The following is a 21,842-nucleotide window of genomic DNA, read 5'->3' on the forward strand; positions in this document are numbered from 1 at the left end:
TGGCAAAGATTGCAACGGGGTGCTGCGCGTTCACGGGCGACTGAAACCGCGGTGCGCCGCAGCCGACCTCAATCCGTCGGCCACGGCTATCTAGCTGCATTTAACTTGCCGGTAAACAGCAAAGTTAGAGAAGGCGATCTAATCTAAGAGGGCAGACTTTCTTTTTCAATCTCATATCTTCAGTTTTGCTTTCTACAGTTGAGGAAAACACAGGATACACTTGCGGATGACACTACTTTCCGTGCCAGCTCCCTGCCGCTTCCCTGCCAAGGGCAGCAGGGAAAGTTACGGTAAATAGCTGTAATTGCTGGTAGAAGACTGGGATCAGCAACCACGAGGCGTCAAAAGCTCTGGCTTTACGCTGTCAACTCAGCCGCTGCAGGGAAACGGGCGAGGAAGAAGGCACCTCGACCTATTGGCCTGGAAGCAGGCAAGCGCTCGTAACTAGCCAGATCGGCGAGCCGGTCCTTCACAGGAAGCTCTCGTAGCGGGCGTGCCGGATAGGACGGCAAAGCGATGTGTGGTCAGCCGCTGGCAGCGAAGCCACAGCCTCGTTGAGATTTTCAATCAACCACGGAGCGCATCGATGTTACCGACGCATCCCGTACTGCCCCTAAGAGCGTCGGAGAATCCACGGCGGAATGGCGGGCTACACAGGGAAGGGAGGGCTCTCCATGGTACCGAGGCGCGTCAAAACAACGCGCAAACGCGCGCCATTCGGGCCGATCGCTTAAAAAAGTGACATGTTTAGGAAAAGGTGGCGGAGCGGGAGGGATTCGAACCCTCGATACGCTTTTGACGTATACTCACTTTCCAGGCGAGCGCCTTCGACCACTCGGCCACCGCTCCGCATGCTTGGAACGGCGGCACTAGTCGGTGTCGCCATCTTGCGCAAGCGCATCGATTGCCTCACCCGTCGCATTGCGTCACGGTGCGCGCATGTCGACGCTTGCCGCCCTGCTGCTGCTCGCCCAGGCGCCCGCCGCCGCGGTGCCTGCGCCCCATGAACCGGTCGAGAGCGACTGGCGTACCATCCCCGACGACGAACTGCTGGTGATGCGGCTGAAGGGCGATCGCACCGTCGTGATCCGGCTTGCGGCCGGCTATGCGCCGCTGCACGTCGCCAGCATCCGGAAGCTGGCGCGCGCGCGTTGGTGGGATGGGTTGAGCGTCTATCGCGTGCAGGAAAATTGGGTGGCGCAATGGGGTGACGCCAGCGAGAAGAAGCCGCTCGCGGCCGGCGTCCCGACGCATTTGCCGCCCGAGTTCGAGATCGCGCGCTTCGCTCCCGCGCAGACGCTGACGCGCGCCGATCCGCATTCGGTGGTGTCGGGAATCACCGCGGATGGCTGGCCGGTCGCCAGCGACGGGCACGGCCATGCGTGGCTGACGCATTGCTACGGCATGGTCAATGTCGCGCGCGACGCCGATCCGACCTCCGGCTCGGGCGCAGAGATGTCGACGCCGATCGGCCAGTCGGCGCGGCGGCTCGATCGGAACTACGCGCTGGTCGGGCGGATCATCGTCGGCATGCACTATCTTTCGTCACTGCCGCGCAGCGATGCGCCGATGGGCTTCTATGCCGAAGCGGCCGAGCGCACGCCGATCGTCGAGATGCGGCTCGCCAGCGACATCCCGGCGGCCGAGCGCTCACGCTATCAGTATCGTGCCGCCGACAATCCGCGCTTCGCCGCGATGATCCGTCGGCGCGAGAACCCACCCGCGCCGACGATTGGGGGTGGCGGGATCGAGGTTTGCGAGGTGCCGCTGGAGGTGCGCCGCGTGCCGTGAAGCGCCCCGCTTCTTCTTGGCGACCGAGAGAAGAAGCGGGATTCCGGATCAAGTCCGGGATGACTGGAGCGACCGACGTCCGAGCCGCCTTGCCGCCGACTCCTGCTCAGCCCAAAATTATCGCTGGGCCGTAATACCTACCGCTGCGCGCCGACCCAATCGGACACCTGCTGCGCGACCTGATTGGCCGCCTGGCTCAGTGCAGTTCCCGATTGCGTAGCGTCGATCGCCGAAACCGGCACACGCGCCTCGAAGCGCCGCTTCTCGACCGTCGGCTTGCCCGGCGGCGTGTACGACGCGTCATACGTCACCACCGCCTGTCGCTGCACCGCATCGACCCCGAAGGTGCGCAGCTCGCCGCCCAACGTCGCGCTCGGCGCATCGAACGACTGCGCCGGCGACAGCACCACCATCTGTGCGCGCGCGGTCAGCGTGTCGGACAACAGCCGCGCGAACAAGCGCGCCGGCGGCTCGGCCCATTGCGCGTCCTTGACATAGGCGAGCGAGGTATCGGTCGCCTGCACCGGCACGCGCGTTCCGGCGATCGACTGCGGCACCGCGGGCACCTCGATCACGATCGCGCGCCCGGTCGCGGAGTTCTGCACCGTGCCCGCCGCCGGCTGTGCCTGCGGCGCGATCGTCAACAGCGACGGCGGCGGCGACGCGCCGAAGCGGATGCAGCCGGCCAGCGGCACCAGCGCCGCGACGATCAGGAGCTTGTTCGCCAAAGCACGCACGATCATTTCCCCTTATAGTCCGGCAGCGCCGGCTGGCCTACCAGCGAGCTGGCGCCACCCTGCTCGACGCGCTCCGAAATCGACTTCAGCGACGAGGCGGTCACGCGCAGGTCGCGCACCAGCTGGTTGACCTGCGGGATCGTCTGCTTGCTGAACGTCGTCAGCCCCGGTCGCGCATCGCCGATCGCGGAATTGAGCGTGTCCGCGCTCTGCTGCGCCGAGGTGATCGCCTTGTTGAGGTTGGCCATCGCCGGCTGGACATCGTTCGCGAGCACGCCATTGGTGGTCTGCGCCAGTGCGCCGATCTGCTCGGCGGCATTGCCCGCCTGCTGGATCGCGATGCGCGTCTGCGCCAGCGTCGCCGCAATCTCTGGCCCGCGATCCGCCAGCGCATCGGTCAGCCGGTTGGTGTTGTCGAGGATGCCCGCGATCGACGCCTGGTTGCGGTCGCTCAGCATCCCCGTCAGTCGCTCGGTCAGCGTCGACAGCCGCTCCAGCAACTGCGGCGCCGAATTCAGGATCGCGCCGATGCCGCCGGTCTTGGTCGGGATCACCGGAACGCCCAGCGGGCAGACGCTCTTGGCGGCGTCGCCATCGGGGCAGGTGATCGGCTGCGCACCCTTGATCGCGCCGTCGAGGCTGACGGTGCTGGTGCCGGTAAAACTGCCCTGGATCGTCGCAGTGGTGCCGCGCAGGATCGGCGTATCGTCGTTCACGCTGATCCGCACGCGCACATATTGCGGATCGGGCTTCCAGAGCGAGATGCTCTTCACCTGACCCGACGGCACGCCCGAGAAGGTCACCGAAGACCCCTTCGCCAGTCCGTCGACCGCCTGACGGAAGAAGATGTCATAGTCGCGCTCTTCCGCGCCGCCGATCCGCGCGATCCACACCGTGAAGATCGCGACCAGCGCCAGCAGGATCAGCACCACCGCGCCGACGAGGACATGGTTCGAACGCGTTTCCATCTCTTAGCCCCTCTCGCCCGACCCGGTGACGCCGGCCGACCTGCCGTATTCCGCCGTATCCGCGCCGCGCGCATAATCGTCCGCCATGCCGCCCTGCGAGCGCTGCCCGCTTTGCAGCTGCGCCACCTCCGTCGGATGCGCGGCAGCATCGCGTGCGGCACTGCGCTCCTGCGAGGCAACCGCCGCCCGGCCGCGTGGCCCGTTGAAATATTCCTGGATCCACGGGTGATCCAGCGCCAACAATTCGTCGATCGTCCCTACCGCGATGACGCGCTTGTCGGCCAGCACCGCGACGCGGTCACAGATCGCGTACAACGTGTCGAGGTCGTGGGTGATGAGGAACACCGTCAGGCCCAGCGTCTTCTGCAACGCCTTGGTCAGGTCGTCGAACGCCGCGGCGCCGATCGGGTCGAGCCCGGCGGTCGGCTCGTCGAGGAACAGCAATTCGGGATCGAGCGCCAACGCCCTCGCCAGCCCGGCGCGCTTCTTCATCCCGCCCGACAGTTCCGCGGGAAACTTCGGCCCGGCATCCCCCGGCAATCCGGTCATCACGACCTTGTAGGAAGCGATCTCATCGAGCAGGGCGAGGTCGAGATCGGGATAGAATTCGCGCAACGGCACCTGCACGTTCTCGGCGACGGTCAACGTCGAGAACAAGGCGCCGCCCTGGAACAGCACGCCCCAGCGCTTGCGGATTTCGACCGTGTCCAGCTCGCTGCGATCGAGGGTCGGCTCACCGAACACCTCGACGACGCCGCGGCTCGGCGATTGCAGCCCGATGATCGAGCGCATCAGCACCGACTTGCCGGTGCCCGAGCCGCCGACCACGCCGAGGATCTCGCCACGCCGCACCTCGAGATCGAGGTTTTCGTGGATCACCTGATCGCCGAACTCATTGCGCAGCCCGCTCACCTTGATGATCGGCGCGGTGTCGGGACGGCTGGCGTTGTGCTGCGGCATCAGATCCAGCCGATCTGTTCGAAGAAGACCGCGAAGAACGCGTCGACCACGATTACCATGAAGATCGCCTGCACCACTGCGGAGGTGGTCTTGAGCCCGACCTGCTCGGCGTCGCCCTTCACCTGCATGCCCTGGAAACAGCCGGCGACGGCGATGATCGCGCCGAACACCGGCGCCTTGATCAGCCCGACGAACACGTCGGTGATCGGCACCACCTCACGGATGCGCGCGACGAATGCCACCGGGGGAATGTCGAGCGCGAACCAGCACAGCAGCCCGCCGCCGATGATCGCGATGATCGACGCATAGAAACCGAGCAGCGGCATCAGGATGATCGCCGCGATCGTCCGCGGCAGCACCAGCGCCTCCATCGGCGAGACGCCGATCGTGCGCATCGCGTCGATCTCCTCGGTCAGCTTCATCGTGCCGAGCTGTGCGGCAAAAGCGGACCCCGATCGCCCCGCGACCATGATCGCGGTCATCAAGACGCCGAGTTCGCGCATCGTGATGCGCCCGACGAGGTTGATCGTGAACGCCTCGGCGCCGAATTGCCGCAGCTGCACCGCACCCTGCTGCGCGATCACGACACCGATCAGGAAGCTCATCAGGCCGATGATGCCCAGCGCCGAAACGCCGACCACCTCGAACCGCTGGACGGTCGCGTTGAAGCGGAAGCGGCTGGGATGGCGGATGACGTGACCGAAGGCGATCGCGGTCTCGCCCATGAACGCCAGCAATCCCAGAGCCGTACGCGCCGAACTCGAGGTGGATTCGCCGATTTCCGCCAGCACCCGCCGGAAGGCGGAGCGCGATTGCGGGCGCATCTGCACCGGCTGATCGGCGGCCTGCACCTGCTCCAGCAGGTTCTGCCCGTCGCCGCTCAGCCCCTCGATCTTCGCGTCGCGCTCGCGTGCGAAACGGTGGATTACCCAGGCGCCGATCGTATCGATCCGCTCGACCGCGGACAGGTCGACGACCGAAACCGTCCCCTCCTGCTTGTCGAGCCGGGTCGGCAGATCCCCCAGCCGCGCCAGCGACAGGTCGCCGGTCACCCGCAGCACCCGCCCGCCACCCGCGCGGGCGCCGTCTTGATCGATGCTGAAATCGGCAGCCGCACTCATCGGTCGATCCATGCGGCAAAGCTCATCTGGTCACAAGCGCCCAGCACGCCAATCGTTCCGCGCGCGTACCACTTTTGTGATCGTTCGCTCACAATGACACATCGATCGTGTGGATGGCGACGCCGACCAGCCCCCCGACCAACGTCCCGTTGATGCGGATGAATTGGAGATCCTTGCCGACCGCATTCTCGAGTCGCTGCGTCACGGTCTGCGCGTCCCAGCCGCGCACCGTTTCCGACACCAGCCGCACGATCGCATCGCCGTAATCGGCCGCCGCGCCCGCCGCCGCGCGACGCACGAAGCGGTTGATGATCCGCCCGAGCCGCGGGTCGTCCTGCAAGGTCGCGCCCAGTTGATGCAGCGCCTCGCCCAGCTTGCCCGCCATCAACGCGTCGGGATCGCGCGCGGCACGCAACATCGCGGCGCGCGCCTGTTCCCACAGCCCGTTGATCCAATTTTGCATCGCGGGGTTTTCAAGCAATTCGATCTTCACCGCCTCGACGCGCGCCTGCAATTCGGGCTCGTGCTGGAGCCGTTCAGCGACGCTCGCCATCGCTTCCTCGACCTTGAGTCGCAACGGATGCTCGGGATTGTCGGCCATCTCCGCGACCAGCTTGTCGAGCCCGTCGACGATCTTGTTGGCGAGCGTCCCGTCCAGCCCGGTCCAGCGCAACACCGTGCCGGCGCGGTCGTGGACCATCGCGCGGATCAGATGCTCGTTCGCCTCCAGCGCCCCGCGCATCCAGCGCACCAGCGCGTCGATCACCGGGCGATGCCGCTCCTCCGTCATCGCCGCCGCCAGCGCACGGCCCAGCATCGGCGACACCTGCGTTTCGCGCACCCGCGCCACCATCATCGCGCGCACCATCCCGCCCAGCCGCTCCTGGTCGAGTGCCTGCAATACTTCGGTGGCAAGCCGCGAGATGCCGCGCGTCAGCCGGCTGCCCCCTGCCCCACGCGGGTTGGCGAGCCACCGCCCCGCCGCCGCCGCGACGTCGATCCGCTGCATCCGCCGCGCGACGACCGCGGGGATCAGGAAATATTCGCGGAGGAATTGCGCCAGCTGGTCGCCGATCCGGTCCTTGTTGCGCGGGATGATGGCGGTGTGCGGGATCGGCAATCCGAGCGGATGACGGAACAGCGCGGTCACCGCGAACCAGTCCGCCAGCCCGCCGACCATCGCCGCCTCGGCAAAGGCGCGGACGAAACCCCAGCCGGGATGCCGCGGCTCCAGCGCGCGCGACGCGAAGAACGCCGCTGCCATCGCCACCAGCAACAGCCCCGCCACGCGCCGCATCCTCACAAGGGCGGCGGGCGGAGGGGCGGCGCGGACGATCATCCCCGTAACAATCCCCGATCGCCCGCGAAGTTCAAGCGTGTCGTTCGACGGAGAGTGGACCAGACAATGACAACCCCGTTCGCCCTGAGCTTGTCGAAGGGCGTGTTGCTGGACACGTGCTTCGACAGGCTCAGCACGAACGGGGGTGAGGAACGTCCTTAACATGTGCCCCTGCCAAGACCGAGCCCACGTCTGTCGCATCCCCCTATTCCGCCGGATGAGATCCCTCACCCCGGAACGGTATCCGCCCATGCGGCGCGCCGATCGTGTCGTGCGGCGAATGCTCGATCACCGGACCATCATCGCCCGGACGATACGTCAACAGACGCCGCCCCAGCCACGGCCCGACACGCCGCTCGACCCCGATCGCCAGCGAAAAGGCCGCAGGCACGATCAGCAGCGTCAACACGGTCGAGACGATCAGGCCGCCGATCACGACGATCCCCATCGGCGCGCGCGACGCTCCATCGCCCGACAGCGACAGCGCGGTCGGCACCATCCCGGCGACCATCGCGACAGTGGTCATCACGATCGGCTGCGCGCGCTTGTGGCCTGCGTCGACGATCGCGTCATACGACGGTACGCCCGCCTGCATTTCCTCCAGCGCGAAGTCGATCAGCAGGATCGAATTCTTGGCGACGATCCCCAGCAGCATCAGCAGCCCGATGAACACCGGCATCGACAGCGGATTGCCGGTCAGCCGCAACGCGATCAACCCGCCGAGCGGCGCGAGCGTCAACGACGCCATGTTGACGAGCGGCGGCAGCAAGCGGCGATACAGCAGCACCAGCACCGAGAAGACCAGGAACACGCCGGCCACCACCGCGACGATGAAGTTCTGGAGCATCTCCATCTGCCACTTGGCCTGCCCGACGCTCAGCTCGCCCACGCCCAGCGGCAGGTTCTTCATCGCGGGCAATTGCTTGACCTTGGGCAGCATCACGCTGATCGTCTGGCCCGGGCTCAGGTCGGCACCGATCGTCAACTGGCGTTGCTGGTTGATGCGCTGGATACGCGTCGGGCCGGACCCGAACCCGATCTCCGCGACCAGATTGAGCGGCACCGATCCGCCGGTCAGCGTCTGCACCGGCAGGTTCTGGATCGTCGCCAGCCGCGATCGCGAACTCTGCTCCAGCGCGACGCGGATCGGGATCTGCCGATCGTTGAGCGAGAAGCGCGCGCTGTTCTGGTCGATGTCGCCGATCGTCGCGATTCGGATCGCGTTCGACAACGCGGCGGTGGTCACCCCCAGGCTGGCGGCAAGGTCGAGGCGCGGCTTGATGATGATCTCCGGCCGATTGAGATCACCCGCGATCCGCGGCGCGAGCAGCCCCGGCACCGTCCCCATTTCCTTGACCAGCCGGTCGGCGGCCTGTCGCAGCACGACCGGATCGTCGCCGCCCAGCGTGATTGAGACGTCACGGTTGTTGTCGCCCCAGCCGAACTGCGACTGGAAGTTGACGCGCGCGTCGGCGATCTTCGCCAGCTCCGGCGCGAGCGCACGCTCGAACTCGGTCGAGGTCTTGTTCCGCTTCTCGCGCAACTGCGCCGTCACGCGGCCCGATCCAACCAGCGTGCGGGTATAGATGCTCTCCACCTCCGGCTGCTTGCTGAGCACGGCATAGACCTGATCGACGACGCCCTGCGTCGTCTGCAACGTGCTGCCCGGCGGCATCGTGATCGTCACGGTCGAGCGCGGCATGTCGCGCGCTGGCTGGAAGGTCAGCGACGAGGTCGCGAACATCGCGATCGTCGCCACGAACGCCAGCACGCCCGCCCCGATCATCCACAGCCGATGATCGCGCCAATAACCCACGACGCGGTGCATTCCGCCCTTGGCGCGCGCGCGCCGCGCGGGTGCCGTCGAGCGTCCAGATCAGCAGCCGTTGATAGGTGTTGAGCAACCAGCCCCCGCCATGTTCGACATGTCCGCCGGCCTTGAGGAAATAGGCCGCGACCATCGGGGTGATCAGCCGCGCCACCGCAAGGCTCATCAGCACCGCCGCGACCACGGTCAGCCCGAAGTTCTTGAAGAACTGCCCGGCGATCCCCGGCATCAGCCCGACCGGCAGGAACACCGCGACGATCGCCATCGTCGTCGCCAGCACCGCCAGCCCGATCTCGTCGGCCGCATCGATCGACGCCTGATACGCGCTCTTGCCCATCCGCATGTGGCGGACGATGTTCTCGATTTCCACGATCGCATCGTCGACCAGCACGCCCGCCACCAGGCTGAGCGCCAGCATCGTCATGTTGTTGAGCGTGAAGCCCATCAGATCCATGAACCAGAACGCCGGGATCGCCGACAGCGGGATCGCCAGCGCCGAGATGATCGTCGCACGCCAGTCGCGCAGGAACAGGAACACGACGATCACCGCCAGGACCGCGCCCTCGATCATCGCATGGATCGCGGTCTTGAACTGCTCCAGCGGATATTTCGACCCGTCGAGCCGCATCTTGAAGCGGACCTGCGGGTTGCGCTTCTCCAGCGCTTCCAGCTTGGCCTTTGCCTCGCGGAAGACGGTGACGTCCGAATAGCCCTTGGCGCGCGTGAAATCGAACGACAGCGCCTGTCGCCCGTCGACCGACGCGGCGGAGCGCTGTTCGGCGTAGAGATCGCGGACCGTCGCGACATCGGACAGCCGCACGGTGCGGCCGTTGCCGACGTTGATCTGCAACTGGCCCAGTTCGTACGCGGTATGCGCATTGCCCAGCACGCGCACCGATTGCTCCGCGCCCGCGATTTCGGCGCGGCCGCCCGGCGCGTTGAGGTTCACCTGTCGCAATTGCGCGTTGATCTGGCTGGCGGTCAGGCCCTGCGCCGCGAGCCGCGCGGGATCGAGGATCACGCGGATTTCACGGCTGACACCACCGTTGCGCGTCACCCCGCCCATGCCCGGAACCGACATCAGCTCCTTGGTCACGGTATTGTCGATGTACCAGCTAAGCTGTTCCAGCGTCATGTCGGTGCCGACCGCGGTATAGCTGCCCAGGTCATTGTCGTTGATCTTCACCCGCGCGACCTGCGGCTCAAGGATCCCCTCGGGCAAATTGCCGCGGATCTGCGTGATCGCGTCGCGCGCCTCGTTCACCGCGCGGTCGATCGGCGTGCCGATGTCGAGCTGGACGATCGTCGTCGACGTGCCCTCGGACACGAACGACTGGATCTCGTCGATCCCTTCCAGCGAACGCACCGCCGCCTCGACGCGCTGCGTGACCTGCGTTTCCAGCTCGCTGGGCGCCGCGCCCGGCTGGGTGATGTCGATCGAGACAATCGGAAAGTCGATGTCGGGCTGTTCGTTGATATCCATCCGCACGAAGCTGACGATCCCCGCGACCGTCAGCATCAGGAACAGGACGATCGACGGCACCGGGTTGCGGATCGACCAGGCGGAGATGTTACGAAAGCCCATGACGTCCCGTCCTCTTATCGCGCGGCGGTCGGCTTGGCGCGCTGTGGCTTCACCAATTGCCCGGGGTTCAGGAACGCGCCCGCCGATTGCACGATGCGTTCGTCGCCGTTCAGCCCGCTGGCGACCGCGACGCGGTCGTCCGCGACGGTGCCCAATGTCACCGACCGGCGCTCCACCTTGTTCTGCGCGTCGACGATATAGACGTAATTGCCCTTCTCGTCGCTCAGCAATGCCGATTGCGGCAGCTCCGGCTGGCGCGCACCGCCCGCGGTGATCGTCGCGCTCGCGAAACCGCCGGGGCGCAACGCCGGGTCATAGGCGAGCCGGACACGCGCGATCCCCTGCCGCGTCTGCGGGTCGATGACGGGTGCGACCTGCCACACCGTGCCCGGGAAGGAGCGCGTGTCGCCGACCGGCACCACCTGCGCGGGCGAGCCGACCCGCACCACCTGCAGATCACCCTCGGCGAGTTGCGCCCGCATCTCCATCTCGCCGCCCTTGGCCATGCGGAACAGCATCCCCGAGCCCGAGCTGACGATCTGCCCCGGCTCGACGCCGCGCGTCAGGATCAATCCGGCGGCGGGCGCACGAATGTCGAGCCGCGCGTTGCGCGCGCGCTGCTCGGACAAGGTCGCCTGCGCCACCTGCAAGCGCGCGCGCTGCATCGCGGGTCGCGATCCGACGCTGGACGTCGGCCTTAGAAATGAAGCCGCGATCGACGAGGCTCTGCGCACGCTCCAGCTCGGATTGCGCCAGCGTCAGGTCGGACTTGGCGACGTTGATCTGCGCGGCCAGCGATTGTGCGGTCTGCGCCTGCACCGAACGGTCGATCGTCGCCAGCACCTGCCCGGCGCGCACCCATTGGCCCGGCTCGACCAGCACGCGGCTGACCATCCCGCCCTCGCCCGCGACACCGACCGGCATCTCGCGCGTCGCCGCCAGCGTTCCGGTCGCGCTGATAATCCGCGACACGGACTGCGCACCCGGCACGATCACGGTCACCGCCGGTGCCTGGCTGGCGGCGGTAGCGGGCGGCGCCTCATCACCTTTGGGGCGCAGCACGTACCAGGCGATGCCCGCGGCGATCAGCGCCACCAATCCGCCGATCAGCAACCAACGACGCCGCGTGCGTGGCGAGCGATCCTCCAGCACCAGCTGTTCGCCCTGCATCTCCCCGCCCTGGTACGTCATGATTCCCCTTTCGCGCCCCGGCGTGTATTACACGCATATGTCACCGTGACAAGCGGCGCGCGGTTGCGGCGCGTCTTATCGCGATTGTCACGGCCTGTCCCGTTCATCTTGCATTCCGACGCGCTCTGGCAGTGCTCCATTCACTTGAGTTAGTGGAGTTTTCTCGCATGAACCGAATGTTGCCCGCGCTGATGCTGTCTGCCGCCGCCGTTCTGGCGACGCCGGCCGCGGCGCAGGTCGCGCTGCCGATGGCGACGGTCGTTCCCGAAGGGACCGTGCTGGACGTCACTGCCACCGGTCGCGTGTCGCGTACGCCGGATCTCGCGACGATCACTGCCGGCGTGGTGACGCAGGCGCCGGTCGCCGCCGCCGCACTGGCCGAGAATGCACAGCGAATGGACGCGGTCATCAAGGCGCTGAAGGCGGCCGGGCTCGCCGCGCGTGACCTGTCGACCAGCAACGTCGCGCTGTCGCCGCAATATCGCTACCAGGACGGCAAGCCGCCGGTCGTGACGGGATATCAGGCGAGCAATTCGGTCGCGATCCGCTTCCGCGACATCGCCAAGGCCGGTGCGGTGCTCGATGCGCTGGTGCGCGCGGGTGCCAACCAGATCGACGGGCCGAACCTGTCGCTTTCTGATCCGGATGCGGCGCTCGACGAGGCGCGGACGCAGGCGATCGCCAAGGCGCGGGCGCGCGCCGAACTCTACGCTAAGGCCGCGGGGCTGTCGGTCGGGCGGATCGTCGCGATCAACGAGGCGGGCGAGAATGGCGGCGACCGGCCGCGTCCGATGCCGATGATGGCACGCGCTGCCGTCCAGTCGGAGGCGGACACGGTGGTTCTGCCGGGCGAGACCGACGTCACCGCCAGCGTCAATGTCCGTTTCCTGTTGAAGTAAGTCACCGCTACGTCACCCCGGACTTGATCCGGGATCCCGCTTATTCTCGAAGAAGGCGTAAGACAGTGACGGACGCTCCCTCGATGGCGGGGATCACATCAATCCTCTTCGAGCCGTCATTGCGAGCGTAGCGAAGCAATCCAGAGCGTCCTGGCTGTGGCCCTGGATTGGTTCGCTACGCTCGCAATGACGATGCTGGATCGCTGACGTCATCACGACCTCGCGAATGGTTGCCGGTCTGATCATTCGACATACAAAAGCGGCCGCCCGGTTTCCCGGGCGGCCGCCTTGTCGTTCGATCTTGGTCGGTGCGATTAACGCACGCGGCCGCGACGCGCCAGGTTAACGATCGCCAGCAGAACGACCGCACCCAGCAGCGAGACCAGGAACGAATAGATCGTCAGCGGCGCGTTGTTGATCGAGCCGCCCGAGAAGATCAGGCCGCCGAGGAACGCGCCGACGATGCCGACCACGATGTTGAGGAAGATACCCTGCTGCGCGTCGGTGCGCATGATCATGCTGGCCAGCCAGCCGATGACACCGCCGATAATAAGCCACAGAATGATACCCATGATACTACTCCCCTCAGATGCGCCCGAAGTGGCTGCTCTGGCGGGAATTACTCACGAACCCGGTACATTGTTCCGGTCCCGTAACCCATATTGTCATCACGTTTGCGCACTCCGCCCCTCCGCCTGTCTCGACGCGGGACGACGTGCGACAAAGGGTCAGAACTTCTGCTGGCGCTCGTACAACGACTTGTAATGCTGGATGCGGGTGACGCGCAGTCCCGGCATCCCCGATCGGTCGATCGCGCGCTGCCAGCCGGCGAATTCCTCGACGGTCAGGCTGTAGCGGGTGCAGACGTCGTCGACGCTCAGCAGCCCGCCGTTAACCGCGGCAACCACCTCGGCCTTGCGGCGCACCACCCAGCGGGTCGTGTCCGGCGGCGGCAGGGAGTCGATGGTCAACGGCTCGCCTAGCGGACCGATGACCTTGGCAGGGCGACAATTTTCTTGTTGTTCTATCATTCCAAACCTCGGTTCGGGGCCGCGACCCCATTCCATGTCGTACCTGCTGCGTAACGGCGATGGATTGAACGGCCCCTAAAGCGGTGCGGTAAACGACCCGTTCACGGCTGTTTCCAATGGTGAATGGCCGCTGCGGCGTCGGCATTGAACGCGCCGCCGGTCGGGCGGGCCGGCTCGTCCAGCGCACGCGCGACCTGCGCGGTGCGCGACGCGAGCTGGCGCGCGCGCAGGCTGCACAACAGCGGCATATCGTGTGGGGGATGTTCGACTTTCATGCCCTCGATCTACCCCACACGGTCTGAAAGCCCGGTAAAGCCGGCGGAAACGCTTCGTTCATTTCGGTTTACGCCGCGGGGGTCGCGGCTGTATGGTGGTCGCCATCATGGACAGCGGTGAATTCCAGCTCGCGCCCGGTGCGCGACGCATCGTCGTGGCGATGTCGGGCGGGGTCGACAGCTCGGTCGTCGCCGCACTGGCTGCGCGCCAGCCGGATGCCGAAGTGATCGGCGTCACGCTCCAGCTCTACGACCATGGCGAGGCGACGAAGCGCGCCGGTGCGTGCTGCGCCGGGCGTGACATCCGCGATGCGCGCGCGGTCTGCGACAAGCTTGGCATCGCGCATTACGTCTTCGATCACGAAAGCAGCTTCCGCACGACCGTCGTCGACGCCTTTGCCGACGAATATCTCGCCGGCCGCACCCCGATACCGTGCGTCCAGTGCAACATGGGGCCGAAGTTCACCGACCTGCTGGCGCTCGCGCGCGATCTCGGCGCGGATTGCCTCGCGACCGGCCATTACGTGCGCCGCGTCATGGGACCGGCCGGGGCGGAGTTGCACCGCGCCGCCGACCCGGCGCGCGACCAGAGCTATTTCCTGTTCGCGACCACGCAGGAACAGCTCGACTTCATCCGCTTCCCGCTCGGCGGTCTGCCCAAGGCGCGCGTCCGCGAACTCGCCGCCGAACTCGCGCTGCTGGTCGCCGACAAGCCCGACAGCCAGGACATCTGCTTCGTCCCCGACGGCGATTATGCGTCGTTGGTCAAGAAGCTGCGCCCGGAGGCGGCGACCGGCGGCGACATCGTCGACCTCGCCGGCCGCAAGCTCGGCGAGCATCGCGGGCTGGTGCATTATACGGTCGGGCAGCGGCGCGGGCTGGAGATCGGCGGCACCCCCGAGCCGCTCTACGTCGTACGGATCGAGCCGGAAACGCAGCGGGTGGTGGTCGGTCCGCGTGCCGCACTGGCGGTCGCGGCTGCGCGGCTCGAGCGGCTGAACGTGCTCGGCCCGCTGGACGGTCCGCTCACCGCCAAGGTGCGATCGATGGCCAAACCAGTGCCGGCGCGCATGTCAGGCGACCGTCTGTTGTTCGACACGCCTGAATATGGCGTCGCCCCCGGTCAGGCGGCGGTGCTCTATGCGGGAGACCGCGTGCTGGGTGGCGGCTGGATTGCGGCGACCGAGCCCGCGCTGGTCATCGAGCAAACCGCCGCACTTGTCGCGAACTGACACCCAACCGACCGATCCGAAGCCGCTTCCAGACAAAGGCCCGGCGCCGCGAGGGCACCGGACCAGTTTCGTCTAGGGAGCAACTCCAGACGGTAAGGAGAGGCGGGCGACGGCAACCGGCGCCGCCCGCAATGTCGTCAGAATGCGTTGGTGGTCGCGGTCGCGACATTGCCGTCGGTGGCGTTCAGCGGCAGCGCACCGACATCCGACAGGTTCTCGTCGCCGGGCAATGTCTCGTTCAACGCCGCGTCGTTGCCCAGGTCGGCATTGATCGCGGAGTCATTGGCGGTGTCGGTCTTCGATCCGCATGCCGCCAGCGAGAGCGCCAGCGCCACCGCAGACATGCCAGCAACGATCTTCTTCATCAACGCACATCCCTTCATGGTCGATGGCGAAGCGCCACCGTCCCATTCAAAGTACATCGAATTAGTAGGAGATCAAGCCTGTTTCGTCACCGCTGCCAGCCCGGTCGCAACGCGACCCGCAGGACGCAGTCGTTGTTGGTGACGTACAGCGCCGCACCGCCCTCACCGAAGGCAACATTCGCGGCGGGCGTCGTCGTCTCGATCAGCCCGATCGGTTCGCCTTCCGGGGTCAGGAACATGATCCCGCCGGGCATCGAGCACACCAGGGTCCCGTCGCGCGCCACCTTCATCCCGTCGGGCAGCCCCGGCTTGCCCTGCGCATGCCCCGCCTTCGCGGACACCAGCACCCGCGAAGCGCGCGGCATCCCGTCACGCCCGAGGTCGTAGGCGATCACGCGCGGATCGTCGGCGTCCGAAACCGCGACGTACAGCCGCCGCTCGTCGGGTGACAGCGCAATGCCGTTTGGCCGCGTCAATGATCCGTCGACCAGCACCGCCTCCCCGCCCGCACGCCAGCGATAGACGCCGTTGACGCTCTGCTCCTTGGCGGGCGACCGGTCGTCCCCCGCCAGACCATAAGGCGGATCGGTGAACCAGATCGCCCCGTCGCGTGCGACATGCATGTCGTTGGGGCTGTTGAACCTTTTGCCCTTGTACCGGTCGACCAGCACCGTCCGCGCCCGCGTCTTCAGGTCGACGCGGTCGATCGACCGCCCCCCGCTATTCGCTATCAGTAGCCGCCCACCATGATCGAGCGTCAACCCATTCGCACCCGGCTCGCGCAGAACGGTGCGATCAGGGTCAGGGGCGCCCGACGGCGACAGGAACGTCGTCACGCCGTCGCCCCGCGACCAGCGCCGCACGACATTGGCCGGTGGATCGGAAAACAGCAGATAGCCGCCGTCCAGTGGCACCCACACCGGTCCCTCCGCCCATTGGATGCCGGTCGCGATCACCTCGACGCGCGTGCCCGGCGCGACGATGCGGTCGAAGGCCGGAGTCAGCCGTCGCAGCACAACCGAAGGAGTCGCATCCGCAAACCCAGTCAGCGCCGCCCCCGCTAGTCCCACCAGCACAGCGCGCCGGCCCGGCCGGTCAGCGTTCATCGCCATCATCCTGCAACCCCTCCACTTTTCGCATCAGGCGCACGCTCGCACGGATCGCACGCCTCGCCAAACGGGTTGAGCCGCGATGGCGCACAAGAAACCGCATCTGCCCGAGAAGATCTGCGCAAGCTGCCACCGCCCGTTCGCATGGCGCAAGAAATGGGCACGCGACTGGGATTCGGTCAAATATTGCTCGGATCGCTGCCGCGGCGTCGGCGAACGCCCGGCGCCATAGCCCGGCCGTCAACGACCGCGTTCTGCGCCACCTTCGCCAACTTCACCGCGCGCCGCGCCGATCGATAGTCGCCAGCGCACCAAGGAAGTTCGCGATCTCGCGCCGCCGCGCGTCGGTGTCCGCCAGTTCGCCGTCGACCCCCAGCCGCCACCGCAGCGACCGCCGCTCGGGCGTGTCGTGCAACGCCGCAAACACATCGGCGCGCTCCTCCACTTCCTCGGGCGATTCCGCCAGTCCGGCCTCCACCAGCCCGTCCGCCTGCCGTCGCAGCGCGATCGCGATCTCCTGCAACGACAGTTCGGGATGATATTGCACGCCCCAGAACACACCCTTGTCGTGCCGGATCTCGGCGGCCTGCACCTGCGTCACCGCATTGCCCGCCAGCCGCGTCGCGCCCGGCGGCAAGCTCTCGACCTCGTCGCCGTGGATCGCGGGCGCATCCCAGGTCGCAGCGCGCCCCGCAAGCAATGGATGCTCGCGCCCCTCGGCGGTCGCGACGATCCGCCGCGACAGCCCGGCCTCCATCCGCTCCGGCATCTTGCGGACCGTGCCGCCCGCCGCCGCCACCGCAACCTGCAACCCTGCGCACGACCCGAACGACGGCGTTCCCGCCGCGAACACCGCGCGCATGAACGCCAGTTGCCGACGCACCTCGGGTGTATCGTCGTAGACGTGCAGCGGCGAGCCGGTCAGGAACACCGCGTCATAGTCGCCCAATTGATCTGCGGTGAAGGTCGGCGAGTCGTCGTCGGCGGGCTGGCAAATCTCGATCGTCGCGCCGGGCATCATCTGTCCCAGCGTATCGGCATAGCTCTCGCCCGAACTTTGCCCGGTGTGCGCGCGGCGCGCCTCGCGCTCCTTGGGATTTTCGCTCTGCGCAATCAGAAATCGGGGCACGCCGGTCCACCTCGGGTCGTATTCGGGAACCCCGCCAACGCTTCACGTCGTGGTAAGCCCCTGGCGAGCGATATTCTTCCCCGATCGCCACACCTGTCATCAAGGCTGCACAAAGCACGCCCATCCGTGCGCCATTCCGATCCGCGCAGATGAAGAGGCTCGCCCGTGCTCGTTTCCCGCCGTTCCCTGATCGTCGGCGCCGGTGCGCTGACCGCGTCGCCGCTGTTCGCCGCCACCACTGACGCCGCGCGCGGCTTCACCCACGCCGTCGCCAGTGGCGAACCCGGCCCCGACTCGGTGCTGCTGTGGACGCGCTGCGTGATGGCGGGCGCGGGCGAGGTCACCGCCGAGATCGCCGAGCGACCCGACATGAGCGGCGCGCGTCCGGTCGGCGCGCAGATCACCGGCCCGTGGCGCGACTATACCGTCAAGCTTACTGCCGACGGGCTCGCCCCCGATCGCTGGTATTGGTTCCGCTTCATTTCCCCCGACGGCACACGCTCGGCGATCGGGCGCACCCGCACCCTGCCCGCCGATGGCGTCCGCCCGTGGCGCGCGGCGATCTTCTCGTGCTCGAACCTCGGCTATGGCTTCTTCAACGCTTATGCCCATGCGGCGGCGCGTGACGACCTCGACTGCTCGATCCACCTCGGCGACTATTTCTACGAATATGCGCCCGATCATTATCCGACGACCAGCCAGCTGGTCCCCGGCCGCCTTCCGCAGCCGCTCGCCGAGACGATCCACCTCGACGATTATCGCCAGCGCTTCGCCAGCTACCGGGCCGACCCCGATCTGCAGGTGCTCCACGCGCGGCTGCCGATGATCGCGCAGTGGGACGACCACGAAAGTGCCAACGACAGTTGGGAGGGCGGCGCGGAGAACCACGATCCCGCCACGGAGGGCGATTGGAACCAGCGCCGCTCCGCCTCGATCCAGGCGTATCGCGAATGGATGCCGGTCTCGGACGAGCCGTGGAAGAGCTATGACATCGGCGCGCTCGCCACGCTGTTCCGCACCGAGACGCGGCTGCTCGGGCGCACGCAGCAGCCCGATCTCGACGTCCTGTTTAAGTCCAGCGATCCCGCCGCCGCCTTGCGCGCCTTCCGCGACGGGGCCTGGCAGGATCCGGGCGCGACGATGATGGGGTGGCAGCAGGAAAGCTGGCTGAACCACGCGCTCGCCGCCTCGGTGCGCAGCGGGCGGCGCTGGCAGGTCGTCGGCTTCGGGACGATCATGGGGCAGACGATGATGCCCGCCGATGCGGAGACATGGGTCGCGCCCAAGTCGAACCGCTACGTGACCGCCGGCATCGCCGCCGCGCAGGCCGGGCTGCCCTTCAACTTCGATAATTGGGGCGGCTATCCCGCCGCGCGTGCGCGCTTCCTTAAGGAGGCGCAGAAGCTGGGCGGCAGCACGGTGCTGATCTCGGGCGACAGCCACAATGCCTGGGCCTATGATCTTTCGCAGGACGGCCATGCCGCCGCGGTCGAGTTTGCCGGGCACAGCGTCACCTCGCCGGGGTTCGAGAGCGCCTCGACCTACGATCCGCGCCGCATCGCCGCCGATCTGGTACGCACCAACCCCGAGCTGAAATGGTGCGACACGTCGCGTCGCGGCTATATGGCGCTGACGATCGCGCCCGATCGCGTCCGCAACGACTGGATCATGGTCGATACGATCACCAAGCGCACTCCCGCCGCGTCGATCGGCTATTCCGCCACCGTCACCCACGGCCGCAATCAGATGGCGTAGCATCATACCGTCATTCCCGCGCAGGCGGGAATGACGAAGGCGGCGGGCGATCCGGCGGGATTTATTTGCCCGAACGCCGAAGCTTCCCCGCCACCAAGCCACCCATCGTCATGAATTAGCAACCATATAGTCACGAGCCCGCAAACACCCGCGCGCAGGGGAGCGCAACGCCGCGCCATAAAGGCGGGCATAAAGGGAAAAGATCATGCTTCGTTCGATGCTGCTCGCCGGCACTGCGCTGCTCGCCGCCATCGCCACGCCCGCGCTCGCCGCCGACACGCCCCCCGCTACGCCCGCCGCCTATCCTGCCACGGACACCCCGGCCGAAACGCAGGGCAGCGAAGTCGTGGTGCTCGGTTTCGGGCAGGCGCGGCAGGTGCAGACGATCACCGCCGCCGACATCGAACGCCAGACCCCTGGCACCACCCCGCTCAAGGCGCTCGCCAAGCTGCCGGGCGTCAATTTCCAGTCGGCCGATGCCTTCGGCGCGTATGAATGGTCGAGCCGCATCTCGCTGCGCGGCTTCAACCAGAACCAGCTCGGCTTCACACTCGACGGCATTCCGCTCGGCGACATGAGCTACGGCAACGCCAACGGCCTCCACATCAGCCGCGCGATCATCTCGGAGAACGTCGGCAGCACCACTGTCGCGCAAGGTGCGGGCGCGCTGGGCGAGGCATCGACCTCCAACCTCGGCGGCACGCTGCAATTCTTCTCGCGCCGCCCGTCGGACACGTTCGGGATCGCCGCTTCGGGCACCTATGGCTCGAACGACACGTACCGCGGGTTCGTGCGCGTCGACAGCGGCGACATCACCGGCAACGGCCTGCGCGGCTATCTCAGCTACGGCTATCTCGAGGCCGGCAAGTGGAAGGGTGACGGCGTCCAGCGCCAGCATCAGGCGAACGCCAAGCTGGTGCAGGATTTCGGCGCGCGCGGCTCGATCACCGCCTTCTTCAACTTCTCGGACCGCCGCGAGAACGACTATCAGGACCTCAGCCTCGATATGATCCGGCGGCTGGGCTATGATGCCGACAATCTCGCGCCGGATTATGCGCGTGCGCTGCAATTCGCGCAGATCTACAACAATCAGGTGACGCGCGCCGGTTCGGCGACCGCTGCTTTGCCCTATCCGAGCGCCGGGCTGACCTTCCCGTCGCCCTACACGTCGGTCGATGATGCCTATTACGATGCCGCCGGCCTGCGCCGCGATTACCTGACCGGGATCACGATGGATGCGCCGCTGACCGAGGCGGTGACGCTGTCGGTCACCGGCTATTATCACGACAACCACGGCCAGGGTGTGTGGGTGACGCCGTATCTCGGCACGCCGGGCGGCGCGCCGCTGTCGATCCGCACCACCGAATATGACATCAACCGCGGCGGCACGATCGCGCGGCTGAAGGTGGAAACCGGCGCCAATACGCTGGAGGTCGGCGGCTGGTACGAATCGAACAGCTTCCGCAACGCGCGGCGCTTCTACGGCGTTGCGGGCGGATCGACCTTCTCCGGCAATGTGCTGTCGTTCCAGAAGAACCCCTTCGCCACGCAGTTCGACGTCGATTTCCAGACCGACACGAAGCTCTATTACGTCAGCGATCGCCTGACCCTCGGGCAGCTGACGCTGACCGGCGGATGGAAGGGCTACGAGGTCACCAACAAGGCGACGCCGATCGTCGGCACGCTGGCGAGCGGCAAGATCGACGCGCGCGACTGGTTCCTGCCGCAGGTCGGCGCGGTCTACGGCTTCGGCCCGGCCGAGGCATTCGTGACCTACACCGAGAACATGCGCGCCTTCGTCTCGGCCGCGGTCGGCGCCTCGCCGTTTGCAACGACACAGCAGGGCTTCGACGCGATCCGCGGTCGCCTGCGCCCGGAAAAGTCGAAGACCGCAGAGGCCGGCATCCGGTTCCGGAGCGGCGGCTTCCAGGGGTCGATCGCGGGCTATTACGTCGATTTCTCGAACCGGCTGCTCGCCTATACCAGCGGCGCCGGGATCGTCGGCAATCCGGTGACGCTCCAGAACGTCGGCGGCGTCGAGAATTACGGCGCGGAGGCGACCGCGCTCTACAAGATCGCGCGCCCGCTCTCGATCTTCGCCTCTTATTCGTACAATCACTCCGAATATAAGGACAATGTGTTCGGCGCAAACGGCGCGCTCATTACCGCCACGCGCGGCAAGACCGTCGTCGACAGCCCGCGCCACATGGCCAAGGGCGAGATCGTCTATGACGATGGCCGCTTCCTCGCGCGTGTCGGCGCCGATTACATGAGCAAGCGCTACTTCACCTACACCAACGACCAGTCGGTCGGCGACCGCGTGCTGGTGGATGCGACGATCGGCTACACGATCGGCGACCTCGGCGGGCTGCACGGCGTCCGGATCGAGGGCAGCGCCACCAACCTCCTCGACAAGCGCTACGTCTCGACGATCGGCTCGAACGGCTACACCGGCAGCGGCGACAACCAGACGCTGCTCGCCGGCGCGCCGCGCCAATTCTTCGTCTCGCTGCGCACCGGCCTGTGA

At 66.8% G+C, this 21,842-nt stretch carries 17 protein-coding genes, 1 tRNA gene and 2 pseudogenes; 6 read left to right on the forward strand and 14 right to left on the reverse strand.

The genetic code is table 11. The annotated features are described in order from the left end of the window. Positions 1–758: 758 nt before the first annotated feature. A tRNA-Ser gene (locus QP166_RS13940) sits at positions 759–849 on the reverse strand. Positions 850–939: 90 nt separating this feature from the next. Here QP166_RS13940 and QP166_RS13945 point away from each other — a divergent pair. Continuing rightward, positions 940–1,791 (forward strand): peptidylprolyl isomerase, encoded by an 852-nt coding sequence (locus QP166_RS13945; protein WP_333916457.1) that lies wholly within the window; start codon positions 940–942, stop codon positions 1,789–1,791. A 137-nt stretch (positions 1,792–1,928) separates the two neighbouring features. Here QP166_RS13945 and QP166_RS13950 read toward each other — a convergent pair whose 3' ends face one another. The 7 genes and pseudogenes from QP166_RS13950 to QP166_RS13980 form a co-directional block, all read right to left on the reverse strand. Next, a complete protein-coding gene (locus tag QP166_RS13950) occupies positions 1,929–2,534 on the reverse strand; it encodes an ABC-type transport auxiliary lipoprotein family protein (RefSeq protein ID WP_333916458.1) in 606 nt (201 codons plus the stop codon). Then, complete coding sequence (locus tag QP166_RS13955; RefSeq protein ID WP_333916459.1) at positions 2,531–3,496, reverse strand: MlaD family protein; 966 nt, start codon at positions 3,494–3,496, stop codon at positions 2,531–2,533. The genes QP166_RS13950 and QP166_RS13955 overlap by 4 nt, the downstream gene beginning before the upstream one ends. 3 nt (positions 3,497–3,499) lie before the next feature. Next, positions 3,500–4,456, reverse strand: coding sequence for an ABC transporter ATP-binding protein (locus QP166_RS13960; RefSeq protein WP_333916460.1), 957 nt, complete (start codon positions 4,454–4,456; stop codon positions 3,500–3,502). Then, the gene (locus QP166_RS13965) at positions 4,456–5,577 is read right to left on the reverse strand and encodes an ABC transporter permease (protein ID WP_333916461.1); all 1,122 of its coding nucleotides are present in this window, start codon (positions 5,575–5,577) and stop codon (positions 4,456–4,458) included. Before QP166_RS13965 ends, QP166_RS13960 begins: the two co-directional genes overlap by 1 nt. Before the next feature lie 88 nt (positions 5,578–5,665). Continuing rightward, positions 5,666–6,874 carry a DUF445 domain-containing protein gene (locus tag QP166_RS13970; protein ID WP_333916462.1) on the reverse strand — a complete coding sequence of 403 codons (1,209 nt, stop codon included), beginning with the start codon at positions 6,872–6,874 and terminating at the stop codon, positions 5,666–5,668. Between the two features lie 247 nt (positions 6,875–7,121). Next, a pseudogene (locus tag QP166_RS13975) lies at positions 7,122–10,329 on the reverse strand (efflux RND transporter permease subunit). Positions 10,330–10,343: 14 nt separating this feature from the next. Continuing rightward, positions 10,344–11,520, reverse strand: a pseudogene (locus QP166_RS13980) (efflux RND transporter periplasmic adaptor subunit). 167 nt (positions 11,521–11,687) lie between these two features. Between QP166_RS13980 and QP166_RS13985 the strand changes: the two are divergent. After that, positions 11,688–12,419 carry an SIMPL domain-containing protein gene (locus tag QP166_RS13985; protein WP_333916463.1) on the forward strand — a complete coding sequence of 244 codons (732 nt, stop codon included), beginning with the start codon at positions 11,688–11,690 and terminating at the stop codon, positions 12,417–12,419. Between the two features lie 314 nt (positions 12,420–12,733). Here QP166_RS13985 and QP166_RS13990 read toward each other — a convergent pair whose 3' ends face one another. The 3 genes from QP166_RS13990 to QP166_RS14000 all read right to left on the reverse strand — a co-directional run bounded on the left by QP166_RS13990 (position 12,734) and on the right by QP166_RS14000 (position 13,725). After that, entirely contained in the window at positions 12,734–12,991 is a 258-nt protein-coding gene (locus QP166_RS13990; RefSeq protein ID WP_159758412.1) for a GlsB/YeaQ/YmgE family stress response membrane protein, read from the reverse strand. Between the two features lie 156 nt (positions 12,992–13,147). Further along, positions 13,148–13,450, reverse strand: a complete 303-nt coding sequence (gene sciP / locus QP166_RS13995; protein ID WP_333916464.1) for a CtrA inhibitor SciP — start codon at positions 13,448–13,450, stop codon at positions 13,148–13,150. Positions 13,451–13,551: 101 nt separating this feature from the next. Next, positions 13,552–13,725, reverse strand: a complete 174-nt coding sequence (locus QP166_RS14000; protein ID WP_333916465.1) for a hypothetical protein — start codon at positions 13,723–13,725, stop codon at positions 13,552–13,554. A gap of 107 nt (positions 13,726–13,832) precedes the next feature. Here QP166_RS14000 and mnmA point away from each other — a divergent pair, with 107 nt between their 5' ends. Beyond that, positions 13,833–14,957 carry a tRNA 2-thiouridine(34) synthase MnmA gene (mnmA, locus tag QP166_RS14005; RefSeq protein ID WP_333917350.1) on the forward strand — a complete coding sequence of 375 codons (1,125 nt, stop codon included), beginning with the start codon at positions 13,833–13,835 and terminating at the stop codon, positions 14,955–14,957. Between the two features lie 137 nt (positions 14,958–15,094). Here mnmA and QP166_RS14010 read toward each other — a convergent pair whose 3' ends face one another. Both QP166_RS14010 and QP166_RS14015 read right to left on the reverse strand, forming a co-directional pair. Then, positions 15,095–15,322, reverse strand: coding sequence for a hypothetical protein (locus QP166_RS14010; RefSeq protein ID WP_333916466.1), 228 nt, complete (start codon positions 15,320–15,322; stop codon positions 15,095–15,097). 86 nt (positions 15,323–15,408) lie between these two features. Then, positions 15,409–16,428 (reverse strand): SMP-30/gluconolactonase/LRE family protein, encoded by a 1,020-nt coding sequence (locus QP166_RS14015; RefSeq protein ID WP_333916467.1) that lies wholly within the window; start codon positions 16,426–16,428, stop codon positions 15,409–15,411. An 85-nt stretch (positions 16,429–16,513) separates the two neighbouring features. Here QP166_RS14015 and QP166_RS14020 point away from each other — a divergent pair, with 85 nt between their 5' ends. Further along, complete coding sequence (locus tag QP166_RS14020; RefSeq protein WP_333916468.1) at positions 16,514–16,663, forward strand: DUF2256 domain-containing protein; 150 nt, start codon at positions 16,514–16,516, stop codon at positions 16,661–16,663. A gap of 42 nt (positions 16,664–16,705) precedes the next feature. On the opposite strand, the gene QP166_RS14025 is transcribed toward QP166_RS14020, so the two are convergent. Next, complete coding sequence (locus QP166_RS14025; protein ID WP_333916469.1) at positions 16,706–17,560, reverse strand: type 1 glutamine amidotransferase; 855 nt, start codon at positions 17,558–17,560, stop codon at positions 16,706–16,708. A 165-nt stretch (positions 17,561–17,725) separates the two neighbouring features. Here QP166_RS14025 and QP166_RS14030 point away from each other — a divergent pair, with 165 nt between their 5' ends. Both QP166_RS14030 and QP166_RS14035 read left to right on the forward strand, forming a co-directional pair. Next, positions 17,726–19,315: an alkaline phosphatase D family protein gene (locus tag QP166_RS14030; protein ID WP_333916470.1), complete on the forward strand. Its 1,590-nt coding sequence runs from the start codon at positions 17,726–17,728 to the stop codon at positions 19,313–19,315. A 205-nt stretch (positions 19,316–19,520) separates the two neighbouring features. Further along, complete coding sequence (locus QP166_RS14035) at positions 19,521–21,842, forward strand: TonB-dependent receptor family protein (RefSeq protein WP_333916471.1); 2,322 nt, start codon at positions 19,521–19,523, stop codon at positions 21,840–21,842.

This window comes from Sphingomonas sp. LR60, assembly GCF_036855935.1.
GTDB lineage: Bacteria > Pseudomonadota > Alphaproteobacteria > Sphingomonadales > Sphingomonadaceae > Sphingomonas.

Bases quoted from the DNA above. Each gene is read 5' to 3' on its own strand.
- QP166_RS13945 (WP_333916457.1), top strand. From the start codon at position 940: ATGTCGACGCTTGCCGCCCTGCTGCTGCTCGCCCAGGCGCCCGCCGCC.
- QP166_RS13950 (WP_333916458.1), bottom strand. From the start codon at position 2,534: ATGATCGTGCGTGCTTTGGCGAACAAGCTCCTGATCGTCGCGGCGCTG.
- QP166_RS13955 (WP_333916459.1), bottom strand. From the start codon at position 3,496: ATGGAAACGCGTTCGAACCATGTCCTCGTCGGCGCGGTGGTGCTGATC.
- QP166_RS13960 (WP_333916460.1), bottom strand. From the start codon at position 4,456: ATGCCGCAGCACAACGCCAGCCGTCCCGACACCGCGCCGATCATCAAG.
- QP166_RS13965 (WP_333916461.1), bottom strand. From the start codon at position 5,577: ATGAGTGCGGCTGCCGATTTCAGCATCGATCAAGACGGCGCCCGCGCG.
- QP166_RS13970 (WP_333916462.1), bottom strand. From the start codon at position 6,874: ATGCGGCGCGTGGCGGGGCTGTTGCTGGTGGCGATGGCAGCGGCGTTC.
- QP166_RS13985 (WP_333916463.1), top strand. From the start codon at position 11,688: ATGAACCGAATGTTGCCCGCGCTGATGCTGTCTGCCGCCGCCGTTCTG.
- QP166_RS13990 (WP_159758412.1), bottom strand. From the start codon at position 12,991: ATGGGTATCATTCTGTGGCTTATTATCGGCGGTGTCATCGGCTGGCTG.
- sciP (WP_333916464.1), bottom strand. From the start codon at position 13,450: ATGATAGAACAACAAGAAAATTGTCGCCCTGCCAAGGTCATCGGTCCG.
- QP166_RS14000 (WP_333916465.1), bottom strand. From the start codon at position 13,725: ATGAAAGTCGAACATCCCCCACACGATATGCCGCTGTTGTGCAGCCTG.
- mnmA (WP_333917350.1), top strand. From the start codon at position 13,833: ATGGACAGCGGTGAATTCCAGCTCGCGCCCGGTGCGCGACGCATCGTC.
- QP166_RS14010 (WP_333916466.1), bottom strand. From the start codon at position 15,322: ATGAAGAAGATCGTTGCTGGCATGTCTGCGGTGGCGCTGGCGCTCTCG.
- QP166_RS14015 (WP_333916467.1), bottom strand. From the start codon at position 16,428: ATGAACGCTGACCGGCCGGGCCGGCGCGCTGTGCTGGTGGGACTAGCG.
- QP166_RS14020 (WP_333916468.1), top strand. From the start codon at position 16,514: ATGGCGCACAAGAAACCGCATCTGCCCGAGAAGATCTGCGCAAGCTGC.
- QP166_RS14035 (WP_333916471.1), top strand. From the start codon at position 19,521: ATGCTTCGTTCGATGCTGCTCGCCGGCACTGCGCTGCTCGCCGCCATC.